This is a genomic window from Streptomyces sp. NBC_01450 (genome assembly GCF_036227505.1).
Lineage (GTDB): Bacteria > Actinomycetota > Actinomycetes > Streptomycetales > Streptomycetaceae > Streptomyces.
On sequence record NZ_CP109481.1, the window covers coordinates 1172352 to 1184289 of the forward strand.

An 11938-nucleotide genomic window follows, 5' to 3' on the forward strand; every position below is an offset into this window, starting at 1 on the left:
CGCAATGGGACCAGGAGCCTGAAGTGATGCAGTTCGCGCTTGCCGTCCTTGCGGCCACCTTGGCGTTGGCCTGTGCTCTGGCTGCTGACAACGAGGAGGCAATCGCGGAAGCCCTTGACGAGAGCGTCAGGCATCCCGCTTACAACCCTGACGCCCAGGGAGATCCTGAGGCTCTTGTGCAAAGCCAGGGGCTGAGCCTACTGATCGACCTCGCACAGCAGGAGATCGGCCCTCTGGTCTTCCACTGACGAACCGATCGGCTACGGGCTGCGGAGCCAGCGGCCAGCGTACGAACCGCCTCTGACAACGCACCGGAGCACGTAGTCGTCGGCCCCTCGCCGCACCGGAGGGTGGCGGTCTTATGGCTGGCGGGTGGGCGGGGGCAGCAGGCCGTCCCCTGGCCAGAGGGCCTGCTCGGCCACGAGGGGGGCGAGGACCATTTCGATCTCGGCCAGGACGGCGGCGCGCTCCGTCGGCCCGTAAGCGATGAACTGGTCGGCCGCCGCGTCGTAGGTGCGCACGTGGCTGTGCGGGCCGGTGCAGATGAGGGCACGTGCGATTTCGGGCAGACCGAGGCTGAGGGCATCGCACTCCCCTTCGCGGACGAGCTGCAGCAGGTCGGCGGTGACGCTCTCCCAGTCGCCGACCGTCGGCCAGTCGGCGCCGCCGTTGAGCTCGTGGGTGAGGGTGGCCAGCGGGATGATCTCTCCCGGCCGGCGCCCTTGAATGAGGCGCTCATGGATCTGTGCGCCGTCGGGCTGCCGTACTCGCGGGTGGAGCAGCGAGGCAGCGGTCACCAGGGCGGTGTTGATCTCCTGGGCTCCGGGGCCGGGGTAGTACGGCTCGTGAGCGAAGAGCAGGTATACATCCGCGGTGCGGACGGCACGGTCGGGTTCGGGATGGGTCATGGGGTGGTGTCCCTTCAGCGGTGAAGTGCCGTGCATGTGATGAGGCGTTGGCCGTGTCGTCTGCTCGGAGGCGGGCTGGTAGGGGCCCAATGGCCGCTCTCGTGTGTGGGGTTGGCCTGTGTCGGCTGGTCCGTCTTCGGTGTGGGTGCGCTTCTGGCTCTGGGCGACCTGGTCGGCGAGCTGGACCATCAGCCGCTCCCGGGCGATGAGTTCGGCCGAGGCTGAGCGGATGTCGGGGGTCTGGAGCAGGCCGGCGGCGTCCCACAGCGTGTGCCGGCCGATCTCGGCCGAGCGGTGCAGCTCGTAGCGGTCGCTGCCGGCGGCGGCCTGGACGAGGTAGGTGTGCAGGGCGGCGAGGCGCTGCAGGTACTGGCAGGCGCCGTCGCCTTCGACATTGCGGACGTGTTCGCAGGCCCGGGCGTCCAGCTGGGCCGGCAGGTGCTCGGCGAGTAGCGGAGCGAGCACCATTCCCGGCAGCGCGGCGTCGACGGGAACGCCGTGGCCGATCGCGAACAGGCCTGCGAGCAGGCTCATGAGGACTACAGCAGCGGCGGAGAGTCGCAGGGACCCGGGGATGGTGGGGGCCAGGGCGAGGCGGTGGGCGGGGTGCCTGGTCAGCCAGCGCAGGGCCAGGCGTTGCATACGGCTCGCGGTGGGGGTGAGAACCCCGATCTGATGGGGTTGCTCGGGCGGGGTGCCGTCGCCTGGGACGGTCCAGGCGAGCCAGCCCCACCGGGTGCGTTCGTACGCGAGGACGGGTTCGCACTCGGCTGAGCACGTGTGGTCGCGGACGTGGCCGGTTCGCAGGGCGCGTGAGCGTTCCGCCTCCCACCGGGCCGGGTTGAGGGTGAAGGGGCGCCGGTGCTGCGCGGCCGCGGTCGGTGGTGGTGTGCGGAGCGTGTCCGTCACGGGGCTTCTTCCTTTCTTCCAGTGGGGCGGTCAGGCGGAGGCGCACGTCCTGCAGCGGCCGTCGCCGTCGGGGTGGGCCCGCCTGGGCGTCGGGCCCGGGCAGGTTCGGCACAGCGGCCAGCCGAGGCAGGCCGGGCAGAGGTCTTCACCGGGGGCGGTTGCGGGCACGCCGCAGCCGGCACATTCGACGAGGGCCCGGTAGGTCAGGGCCTCGGTCACGGTGCGGGCGGCGGCCCCTGTCGATGACCGCTCTGTTGTCGCCGGCGCGTTCGGCTCGTCCCACGGGGGAGCATCGTGGTGGTCCGCTGCGGTGGCGGGCGGCGGGTAGGCCTGGGCGGCGCGGAGCCGGGCGGCGATGATCGCGCCGACCGAGGTGCGCACCGGGTGCGGCAGGGGCCGGTCGGTGATGACGTGGCGCAGCTGCTCGGGGCTCCAGCCGGTGTCCATCATCACGGTCGCCACGCGGCCCTGATCGGTCAGCGGCTTCCCGGTCAGCAGGAGTTCGGGACGGCTCGCTCCGATCTCGAGCAGCAGTCGGATCCCCGGATGCATTTCGTCTGCCGGAGGCGGCGGCGCCGGGGACGCTGTCGCGTCCGGGGGGTCCGTCCTTCCGTTCGTTCGTGCGGCGTCGCCGTGGTCGCACGGACGGAGGGATCTGGTGTGCTGCTTGTTGGTCTTCTTAACGATGGTGTTCTTAGTGGGCCGATCAGCCAACGTAGGGTTATCCACTGGTGGAAAACCCGACTCTGGTTGTGACCTGCGGCTTTGCAGGCTGGGCAGGTCGGTGATGAAGTACGCGGCCCCGCTGAGGGTTCCGTCGGGATCACGTTCGCGCTCCCGGACCAGGAAGCCGTGCTTCTCCAGGTCCTTCAGCCCGCTCTTCACCGCTGCCTCGCCGTCGCGGCTGCGGCGGGCGATGTCAGCGACGGTCATCCGCCAGCCGTCCCGGTGCGTGCTGAGCAAGCCGAACAGTCCCTTGGCCTTGTAGGACAACCGGCTGTCGCGGAACAGGCCGTTGGCGATCTGAGTGAACTGATCGGCCGCCATCACCCCGCGACGGATGCCTGCCCCGAAGCCGGCATCGTGTTCGTCTTCGATCGCGAGGGTGGAGGTCGCTTCCAGCAGAGCGACGTCGAGGGTGGCGGGGCGGTCGGTGATCGAGTAGACGACCTCGCCGAGCGTTCCGTTCGGGCGACGCATTCGTTCGCGGATGAGGTAGCCGTACCGTTCCAGTTCCTTCAGGCCGGCGCGGACCGCCTCCCGCCCATCAGGACCCACGGAGACCATGTGCGCGACGGTGACCTGCCAGCCGTCCCGGTGCGTACTGACGTACCCGAAGATCCCCTTCGCCTTGTAGAACAACCGGCTGTCCCGGAACAGGCCGTTGGCGACCTGGGTGAACTGATCGGCCGCCATCACGCCCCGGCGGACCCCTGTCCCGAAGCGGCTCACCGCCGTGCCCCCGATGCGGGCCGCGCGCGGTGGCCAGGGCAGCGCACCGGGCCCGCCGAAGTGGGGCGGTCATCAGTCCTGGGTGCGCGGGGGTGCGTGTGTTCCATGCCGTCAGCTCATCCGCCGACCCCGACCAGGCTGACGGCCAGAAGCCCCGACCATCGGTCACGATCCGGCAACGTAGCCGCCTAGCTGCCGTGGCCCGGGCGGCCGCTGCGGCAGGCCTCGACACAGGTGCCTGGAGCGAGCCGGAGGCCCGCCAGCTGCTGACGTTCCTTGGGGAGGCCCGCGAGGGCAGCCCGGTCAGGGCGCAGCGGATCGCGTCGATCATCTCGGCCTTGGAGGCACAGCGGTGAGCGCGTTGCGCGTGGGGTTGGTAAGCCTGGATGTCGGCTACACCCTCGGTGCCCCGTCCGGGGTCACGCTCACCCAGCGGCTGGCCGCACTGTCCCCGCTCGCCGAGAACCGGGCCAAGCAGCTTGTCCAGGAGCACCTGCACCCCGTCCGCCCCGACGACACCGCGGCGATCCAGGCGCTCTGCCGGGCGATCGGCGTGGATCCGGCTGCCTTCCCCTACGAGCACCGGCCGCAGCCCTTTGCGCTGTGGCCGGGCGCCCGCGAGGCAGTCGCCCGCATCGCGCGGCTCGTGCCCGTCGTCACGCTGTCGAACGTCACGTACTGGGACGAACGCGGCTGCAACGTGCAGGCGCTCCTCGCGCCGCATCTCGCCGGCCACTACCCCTCGTGGCGGCTCGGGTTCGCCAAGCCCGATCCGCAAGCCGTACGGAAGGTGGCCGCAGTACAGGGCGTGCACGCGGCCGAGGTCCTGCACGTGGGCGACAGTCTCGCCTACGACGTGCAGGGCGCTCTGGCCGCCGGCGCACAGGCAGTGTGGATCACTCACGCTGCCGCAACCGGGGCAACCCGTCAGCTGTTGGCAGAGCACACCGGCCGCCTGACCATCGTGCCCGACCTGGACACGGCGGCCGCCCACATCGAACAGACCCTCACCGGCCACGGCCCTTCACCCACCACCTGCAGGAGGAACACGTCATGAACGAGTTCGCTGAGACCGCCCCCTACTACGCCACCTACCGGCCCGGCATCCCCGACGCCGCCGTCCGTCTGCTCACGAAGACCGTCGCCGACCGGCAGCATCCGGTACTGCTGGATCTCGGCTCCGGCACGGGCCAGGTGCCCGTCGCCCTCCACCAGACGTTCGCCGAGATCGATGTCGTCGAGCGGGACGCCGGCATGCTCGCCGAGGCCGACAAGGCACTCGCCGGCCTCCCGGACACCACGGTGCGTCTGCACAACACCGCCGCCGAACAGTTCACCCCGCCCCACCCCGGCTGGTCGGCCGACCTCGTCACAATCTGCCGCGCCTTTCACTGGATGGACCAGCCGGCCGTGCTGTCCCTCCTCGACAAGTGCACCGCCCAGGACGCCACCGTGACCGTAATGGGCGACGGCAGCCTCTGGACGGCCCGATCGCCGTGGACGGACGCCCTGCGCACCCTCATCCAGGAGTACACCGGCACCGACCGCAAGGCAGGCAAGGACAAGACGTACGCGGCCCACGACCGGCCCTACCGGGAGATCCTCGCCGAGTCCGCGTTCGCTGAGACCGAGAAACACACCATCCCGATCGAGCGAATCTGGAACCCCGAGACGGTGATCGGCTACCTCTACTCGACCAGCTTCGCCTCGCGCACGCTGTTCGGCGAACGCGTGACGGAGTTCGAGGAGCGGGCCCAGGCCCTGCTGGCCGAACATGCCGCCGACGGAGTTCTCATCGAGCACGCCCGATTCGACGTCCTGCTTGGCCGCCGCCCCTGACCTGCTCGTGCCCCGCGGGGCGGGGGCGCCGTACCCCCCGCCCGCCCTACCGCGCCTGGGAGTCACCCATGCCGAATTCCGCACCACTCAGCCAGGACGAGCTGAACCAATTCGTCACCGACGGCGCGCTGACACGCCGCAGCCTGATCCCCGAGCGGCTCCTGCAGCCCGCTGCCCGCCTCGTCGACACCTGGATGCGCGAGGAGTACGACCCCTCCCGCCTGACCGGATACACCAACCGGACCTTCGCACCGGACCTCGCCAGCCACCCCGACCTGCTCGGCCTGTATCACCGAAGCGGCCTTCATGAGCTCGTCGCCCAGCTCCTCCACCCCGCCGCCACCGCACCCGTCACGACCGCCCAGGTCCAGATCCGGCTGCCCGACGGCGCCGACCAGCCCGTCAAGGCGATGCACGTCGACGGGGTGTCCTGTCCCCACCTGCAGCCCGAGGACCTGAACACCTTCACCCTCATCGCCGGGATCGTCCTGTGCGGCAGCGCGACCAGCGACGCCGGCGCCCTGCACTACGTGCCGGGCGGCCACCGGCGCATGGCCCGCTACTTTGCCGAGGACTGGACCCTGGGCCAGCCCGCGCAGACCCCGCCGGACATCGCGGAGCTGGCTGGCACCGCGGTGACCGCATGTCTGTAAGCACTTGTTTTGGCTCCAGCGCACGGACTTCTTTTGGCTCCACTGAATCGCCCCGGGTTCGATAGAGATCTCAGAGTGCGGAACGTGAGTTCTTGTCCGTTTCGTGGTTGAGGTTGGGGAAGGATCGCTGGTCGCGGGTGTGGGGTGGCCCTCAGGCGTCGGGGCGGGCGAACAAGCCGGGTTCGGGTTCGATGAGGATGCCCCGGCTGACCAGGCGTTTCAGTTTGCAGCGGATGCCTTCGGTGTTCTTCGGGAGGATCGGCAGGTCGAGGGCCTGGCAGAGATCGCGGGCGCGCATCGGCCGGTCCGCGTCGGCCAGGGCGGAGAGGATCTGCTGGTAGGCGGGGTGGTCGGGGATGTCGGGGCGGTCCGGCCCGGTGGCGGGTGAGGGTAGCGGGAGCGTGAGGAGGGTCTTGCGGGTGATGCGCAGGTTCTCGCTCTCCGCGTCGAGTTCGCCGAGCTGCCGGGTGAGTTCTTCGATGCGGTCCCGGAACTGCTCGGCTTGGTCGTCCAGTTCGCGTTCGCGGGTTTCGATGTGTTCCAGGATGGCTTTGACCTGTGGGTTTTCGCTCATGCGGTCCTCCAGGAGGCGATGGTGGCTCCGGTGAGGCGGCGGCTCATGACGGAGGTCATCGCCCACAGGACGCGGGAGCGGGAGGAGGCGGGGCGGTGTTCGTAGTCGCGTACGAGACGGCGGTAGAACATCAGGATCCCGTTCGTCTGCTCCACGATCCACCGTTTGGCCTGTGGAACGAAGCCTTTGTCGTCCGGGTTGCGCTCGACGATCTCGACGTCGATACCCACGTGTCTGCCGTGCTCGACGACCTTCTTCTTGAAGCCCTGGTCGACCAGGGCCTTTTTCACCGTGTCGCACTGCTCGGTGACAGCGTCCAGCAGGGCGATGCCGGCGGTGTTCTCGTGCGCGGAGGCGGGCAGGACGACGCAGTCAATGACGAGGCCCAGCACGTCCACGGCCAGGCATCTCTTCCTGCCCGGCACCCTTTTCGCGGCGTCCCGGCCCGTCGTCGTGGCCGGGACGCCGACGGCCACGTGGATGCTCTGCGTGTCCAGGACCACCAGGCTCGGGTCGGCTAATCGTTTCCGCTTCTCCCGCAGCTGCCAGCGCAGCAGGTCGTGAATGTCCTGGTCGGTGCCCTCGTCGCGCCAGAGGTAGAAGTAGTACTTCACCGCTCCGGGCGGGGGCATGTCATGGGGCAGGAACTCCCACTGACAACCCGTGCGGTTCTGGTAGAGGATGGCGTTCACGATCTCCCGCATCGCGTACTTCCCCTGATGCCCGCTGACCGACGGATGCCGGGCCTTCCATGCCGTGATCACGGGTTCGACGAGCTCCCACTGCTCATCGGTGAGATCACTCGGGTACGGCTTGCGCATGCTCATGCCACAACTCAAGCGAACCCCGAACGCCTGACCGGCAGCGATGCCCCAACGTCACACCATCGAGCGATGACAAGACCGACGGAACGCCACATCCCGCACTCTCAGATTATGGTTGTGGCCTGGGGTTTCGTGGATTCCATGTAGTGGTTGGCTTCGTACTCGACGGGCGGAACGTGCCCTATCTCACCGTGGAGTCGGCGGTGGTTGTACCAGTCGACCCACTCTGCGGTGGCCAACTCGACCTGGGAGAGCGACTTCCAGGGCCGTTGGGGCTTGATCAGCTCGGTCTTGTACAGGCCGATCGTGCTCTCCATCAGGGCATTGTCGTAGGCGTCGCCGACCGATCCGATCGAGGCGGCGATGCCGGCGGCGTCCAGATGCTCGGCGAGCCGGAAACTCGTATATTGCGACCCGGCATCCGAGTGGTGGATCAACTCGCCTGGCTGAACTGGGTGTTGGTCGCGGTCACGTTGCCACACGGCCATCTCAAGGGCGTCCAGGACGAAGACCGTTTCCTTCACGGTGGCCGCGGACCAGCCGACGATCCGGCGGGAGAACGTGTCCACGACGAAGGCGACGTAGACGACACCGGCCCAGGTCTTCACGTGGGTGAAGTCCGCGACCCGGCAGCGGTTCGGGGCGGCAGCGACGAAGTCGCGGTCCAGCAGGTCCGGCGCCCGTTCGGCCTGCCCGCCGGGCAGCGTGGTGATCACGCGTTTACCACGGACCGCCCCAGCGATGCCGAGTTCGCGCATCAGGCGTTCGACGGTGCAGCGGGCCACGCGGCGGCCCTGCCGGTTCAGCTCACGCCAGATCTTCCTCGCCCCGTAGACGTGGTAGTTGGCCTCGAAGACCTCGCTGATCTGTTTCTTCAGTTCGGCATCCCGCACGGTCCTGGCCGACGGCGTGCTCCGACGTTTGTGGTGGGCGTAGTAGGTGGAAGGGGCGATCCTGCAGTCGTGCTCGGTGAGCGTCCTGCAGATCGGCTCGACGCCGCCGAAGCGGTCCCGGTGCTCGTCGATGAACGCTACGAGCGTGTGTGTGGCCGGTCGAGCTCGGCCGCGGAACCTGTCAAAGCGATCAAGGCAGGTAGATCGTTCTAACGCTGTGCTGGGATCAGCGGGGTGTCTGGTGCCGGCTGGTTGATCCATGCCGCTGCGGGGAGCTTGGGAGGCTCGGGTGGTTTGCGGACGAAGCGTTCGGGGTGCTTCGCGTAGACCGCCTGGAGGACGTCGGCACGCATCTCGCGGAGCTGCTCGGCGAGACCGAAGTGCACGTCGTGGGGCGTGTGCAGGCCGATCCCGGAGTGCCGATGCTCCTCGTTGTACCAGGTGAAGAACTGAGTGCACCACGCCCGGGCGTCCTCGAGGGATCCGAAACGCTCGGGAAAGTCGTGCCGGTATTTCAGGGTCTTGTACTGGCTCTCGCTGTACGGGTTGTCGTTCGACGTCTTCGGCCGCGAATGCGACTTGGTGACGCCGAGACCGGCCATCATCTGGGCAACGTTCTGCGCGACCATCGGGGATCCGCGGTCCGAGTGGATCGTCAACTGCCCTGCTTCAATGCCGTACTTGGCGATCGACTCAGACAGGAACCGCTCGGCGAGGTCCTTGTTCTCGTGGGCAGCGATCATCCAGCCGACCGTGTAGCGGCTGAAGATGTCGATGATCGTGTAGAGGCAGTAGTAGACGCCTTTGACCGGCCCCTTCAGCTTCGTGATGTCCCAACTCCACACCCGGTTCGGGCCCTCGGCGACCAGCTCGGGAACGGTCCGGGGTGGGTGGACGGCCTGGCGGCGGCGTTCACGGACCTCGCCGTGCCGTCGCAGGAGCCGGTACATCGTCGACTCCGAGCACAGGTAGACACCCCGGTCCAGGAGCACCGCGTAGATCTCGGCGGGCGCCATGTCGGCGAACTCCGGGGAATGGAGCACGTCGAGGACCCGTATCTCCTCCTCGGGTGTGAGAGCGCGGGCGTGTCGGCGCCGTTCCCGCCGCGGCTTGGCCGGGGCGGGGCTTCGGCGGTGTTGGCGGTAGTAGGTGGCACGGCTCACGCCGAGAGCGGCGCATGCCTGGACGCGTCCGACCAGCCCGGTGAGCTCTTCAAGGGCCTGGTTGCGGGCGGTGTCGAACGCCACGGCCGCGAGCTGGGCTTCGGTCACTGGTTCTTCTCGCCGTTCCGGGCCGGGGCGCTGTCCGTGGCGAACTGGTCGAGCAGCGCGGAGAGTTTTCCCTGGACCTCGATGACGGTGCGGGCCTTCGCGAGGTCGGCTTCCAGGCGGGCTTTCTCCGCCTTGAGCTTCTCGATCTCCTTGTCCCTGGGGTCCGCCTTCGGCCGTCCGGCCGACGCGGCGAGCGCGTCCAGGGCACCCTTGTCACGCTGCTGCCGCCACGTCGTGATCAGCGACGAGTACAGGCCCTCCCGCCGCAGCAGAGCGCCCTTGCCCTTCTTGTCCAACGTCTCGTACTCCGCGAGGATCCTCGCCTTGTACTCCGCGGTATACCGGCGAGGACCGGTCGAACGGGCTTCTACCTGCGGATCAGGGGTCCCGTGGTCATTCGTGCTGGCCACCCGGGCACTACTCCTTCTCCGCCCTCGACTCAATGAATCATCCAGTATGCCTGACTCGATCTACTTTGACAGAGAGGGCCGCGAAGAAACTCGCCGCGGCCTTCAGGATCTCGTTGGCCCGCTTCAGTTCGGCGTTCTCCTTCTTCAACGCCTTGAGCTGGGCGGACTCCTCCGTCGTCGTCCCCGGACGTGTCCCCGCATCGATCTCGTGCTGTTTCACCCAGTTCCGCAGCGTCTCGCGGGAGCCGATGCCGAGCTTCTCGGCCACCGCCTGCAGGGCGGCCGTCTCGTTCGGGTAGTCGTCGCCTACCTCGGCGACCATGCGCACCGCGCGACGGCGGAGCTCAAGCGGGTAACGGGAAGGTCGTGCCATGACTCGATCCTTTCATGAAATCGAGTCTCCATTCGAACCGGGGCGGTTCAGTCGGTGCCGGTCTCGACGATGTGCGCGAAGGTGACGCGGTCGACGATTGCCGTGCAGAGCCGGGGGTCGGTGAAAGTCTGTTTCCACTCGGAGAACGGAGCGTTCGGCGCGATGGCGATAGCCCTTCGTTCTTCGCGCTCGGTGAAGATCTGGAACAGCAGTTTGGCTCCGACCTTGTCCAGATCGAGATAGCCGAACTCGTCCAGACAGAGCAGGTCAACGCGGCCATAGCGCGCGATGGTGCGGGCCAGCTTCTTCTCGTCGGCGGCTTCCGCGAGCTCGTTGACCAGGTTCACCGTGGTCGTGTAGCGGACCTTGAGCCCAGCCTCGGCCATGGCGGTGCCGATCCCGATGAGCAGGTGGGACTTGCCGGTGCCGGAGTCGCCGATCAGGCAGAGCGGCTGCCCGGCCTTGGCCCAGGCCGGGTCCGCCAGGGTGCCGACAAGCTCCGGTGTGACATTCGGGTTCTCGGCGAAGTCGAAGTCCTCGAGCCGCTTGGGCCTGGGGAAGTTGGCGTCTCTGACCAGCCGCTGTTTGCGCCGTTCCTCGCGTTCGGCGCCCTCGGCTTCCAGTAGGTCCGCCAGGAAGTCCTTGTAGCTGGACCGCTGGCGCATTCGCCTCATCGGCCATCTCCCCGACCCGGCTGCGGATGGTGGGCAGGTGCAGGCTGCGGCATGCCTCGTCGATGGCCGTATCCACAGCCTCCTCCGGTCCGACATCCCGACGGGGCGGCGGAACGTGCTGGCGGGTCGGTGCAGCGGTCGTGCTCATGCAGTGCCTTTCGGTTGGCGAGTCAAGAGCTGGTCGTAGTGGCTCACGGTCGGTAACGGGCGCTTGTCCTCGGGCAGCTGGGCCCTGTGGGCTGTCAGCGACACCACCCCGCTGGGCTCGGCCCACGGCGGCGGATCGTCCCCGTCGTCCGCCTCCTCAGCCGGATCAGGTGCCTGTGCGGCTGCCTTGCGGGCCTCGACGGCCACCACGTCCGCGGTGGCGGCGCCCGCCCGGATCGCGGCCGCCATGCCCAGCTGGACCGCCTCGGCCGGCATCCGGCGGTGCAGCAGCAGAATCTCGATCAGGGCCCTGGTCCCGGTCGCGTCTCCATGCGCGGTGCGGGCAGCGGCCCAGAACGCCTCGTGGACCTCGGTGAACGAGCCGTCTTGCCGGGCAGTTGCCAGCGCCGTTGATCCAGCCATGGCGCCCGGCTTGGCCAGCAGGATCTCCAGGTAGTGATCGAGTTCGTCGCGGAACTCGCCCCGCCGGGTCAGCCGCGGGTGACGGGCAACGATCGTCCTCCGCTCGAACACCAGCAGTTCATTGCCCCGCAGCAGCACGCGCACGTTCTGCCCGATGAAACGGGCAGGCACCGAGTAGTGGCACTGGCGGACCGTAATCCGGCTGCTGCGGTCGACCTTCGGTGTCAGCGTGATGCCGCACTCGAATTCCTCGAACGGCAACGGCGCCAGCTGGTCGGCCTCGGTGATGAAGTTGAAGCCGATGGTGGTCAGCCTGCCCGACAGGATCCGTGTGTCCTCGGCTGCGTCGATCGCGGCGATCTTCTCGTTCAGTTCGCCCAGCGAGGCAACGTCGGGGACCAGGACGAGGTGCGTGCGCCGGAAGCGTCCGCCCTCGTGTTCGACACCACCCTTCTCGTGGGCGCCTTCCTGGCCGGGGATGCAGTAGAAGGCGTCGAAGCCGATCTTCCGTGGGTTCAGGAAATCTGAAGGCTCCGAATCGCGAACTCAGGGACACCGTGGCGATACTGCCCCGTGGGCGAAGCGGGT

10 protein-coding genes and 4 pseudogenes are annotated in these 11938 nt (G+C 68.3%); 5 read left to right on the forward strand and 9 right to left on the reverse strand.

Features of this window, described 5'->3' with window-relative positions:
* Positions 1-23 precede the first annotated feature (23 nt).
* Positions 24-248 carry a hypothetical protein gene (locus OG568_RS53925; RefSeq protein ID WP_329537366.1) on the forward strand — a complete coding sequence of 75 codons (225 nt, stop codon included), beginning with the start codon at positions 24-26 and terminating at the stop codon, positions 246-248.
* Positions 249-359: 111 nt separating this feature from the next.
* Here OG568_RS53925 and OG568_RS53930 read toward each other — a convergent pair whose 3' ends face one another.
* Together OG568_RS53930 and OG568_RS53935 are read right to left on the reverse strand one after the other, a co-directional pair.
* Positions 360-1817: a hypothetical protein gene (locus OG568_RS53930; RefSeq protein ID WP_329537367.1), complete on the reverse strand. Its 1458-nt coding sequence runs from the start codon at positions 1815-1817 to the stop codon at positions 360-362.
* A 30-nt stretch (positions 1818-1847) separates the two neighbouring features.
* Complete coding sequence (locus OG568_RS53935) at positions 1848-3269, reverse strand: hypothetical protein (protein ID WP_329537368.1); 1422 nt, start codon at positions 3267-3269, stop codon at positions 1848-1850.
* 367 nt (positions 3270-3636) lie between these two features.
* Between OG568_RS53935 and OG568_RS53940 the strand changes: the two genes are divergently transcribed.
* The 3 genes from OG568_RS53940 (at position 3637) to OG568_RS53950 (ending at position 5761) form a co-directional block, all read left to right on the forward strand.
* The gene (locus OG568_RS53940; protein WP_329537369.1) at positions 3637-4326 is read left to right on the forward strand and encodes an HAD family hydrolase; all 690 of its coding nucleotides are present in this window, start codon (positions 3637-3639) and stop codon (positions 4324-4326) included.
* Positions 4323-5108, forward strand: coding sequence for a class I SAM-dependent methyltransferase (locus OG568_RS53945; RefSeq protein ID WP_329537370.1), 786 nt, complete (start codon positions 4323-4325; stop codon positions 5106-5108). Before OG568_RS53940 ends, OG568_RS53945 begins: the two co-directional genes overlap by 4 nt.
* Before the next feature lie 68 nt (positions 5109-5176).
* Positions 5177-5761, forward strand: a complete 585-nt coding sequence (locus tag OG568_RS53950) for a phytanoyl-CoA dioxygenase (RefSeq protein ID WP_329537371.1) — start codon at positions 5177-5179, stop codon at positions 5759-5761.
* A gap of 151 nt (positions 5762-5912) precedes the next feature.
* Here the strand turns inward: OG568_RS53950 and OG568_RS53955 are convergent, their stop codons facing one another.
* The 7 genes and pseudogenes from OG568_RS53955 to OG568_RS61935 form a co-directional block, all read right to left on the reverse strand.
* Entirely contained in the window at positions 5913-6335 is a 423-nt protein-coding gene (locus OG568_RS53955; protein ID WP_329529971.1) for a hypothetical protein, read from the reverse strand.
* Positions 6332-7162 carry an IS5 family transposase gene (locus tag OG568_RS53960; protein WP_329529970.1) on the reverse strand — a complete coding sequence of 277 codons (831 nt, stop codon included), beginning with the start codon at positions 7160-7162 and terminating at the stop codon, positions 6332-6334. The genes OG568_RS53955 and OG568_RS53960 overlap by 4 nt, the downstream gene beginning before the upstream one ends.
* Positions 7163-7263: 101 nt before the next feature.
* On the reverse strand, positions 7264-8313 hold the full coding sequence (locus OG568_RS53965) for an IS3 family transposase (protein WP_329537372.1): 1050 nt from the start codon (positions 8311-8313) through the stop codon (positions 7264-7266).
* A pseudogene (locus OG568_RS53970) lies at positions 8262-9733 on the reverse strand (IS3 family transposase). Before OG568_RS53970 ends, OG568_RS53965 begins: the two are co-directional and overlap by 52 nt.
* A gap of 85 nt (positions 9734-9818) precedes the next feature.
* A pseudogene (locus OG568_RS53975) lies at positions 9819-10106 on the reverse strand (transposase); the annotation flags it as partial.
* 47 nt (positions 10107-10153) lie between these two features.
* Positions 10154-10928: pseudogene (istB, locus tag OG568_RS53980) on the reverse strand (IS21-like element helper ATPase IstB).
* A gap of 536 nt (positions 10929-11464) precedes the next feature.
* Positions 11465-11584, reverse strand: a pseudogene (locus OG568_RS61935) (Mu transposase domain-containing protein); the annotation flags it as partial.
* On the opposite strand from OG568_RS61935, the gene OG568_RS53990 reads away from it, so the two are divergent.
* A complete protein-coding gene (locus OG568_RS53990; RefSeq protein WP_329537374.1) occupies positions 11528-11878 on the forward strand; it encodes a hypothetical protein in 351 nt (116 codons plus the stop codon). The pseudogene OG568_RS61935 and the gene OG568_RS53990 overlap by 57 nt on opposite strands.
* Positions 11879-11938 lie beyond the last annotated feature (60 nt).

Coding starts and splice junctions, on each gene's coding strand:
- OG568_RS53945 (WP_329537370.1), top strand. CDS start 4,323: ATGAACGAGTTCGCTGAGACCGCCCCCTACTACGCCACCTACCGGCCC.
- OG568_RS53950 (WP_329537371.1), top strand. CDS start 5,177: ATGCCGAATTCCGCACCACTCAGCCAGGACGAGCTGAACCAATTCGTC.
- OG568_RS53955 (WP_329529971.1), bottom strand. CDS start 6,335: ATGAGCGAAAACCCACAGGTCAAAGCCATCCTGGAACACATCGAAACC.
- OG568_RS53960 (WP_329529970.1), bottom strand. CDS start 7,162: ATGAGCATGCGCAAGCCGTACCCGAGTGATCTCACCGATGAGCAGTGG.
- OG568_RS53965 (WP_329537372.1), bottom strand. CDS start 8,313: ATGGATCAACCAGCCGGCACCAGACACCCCGCTGATCCCAGCACAGCG.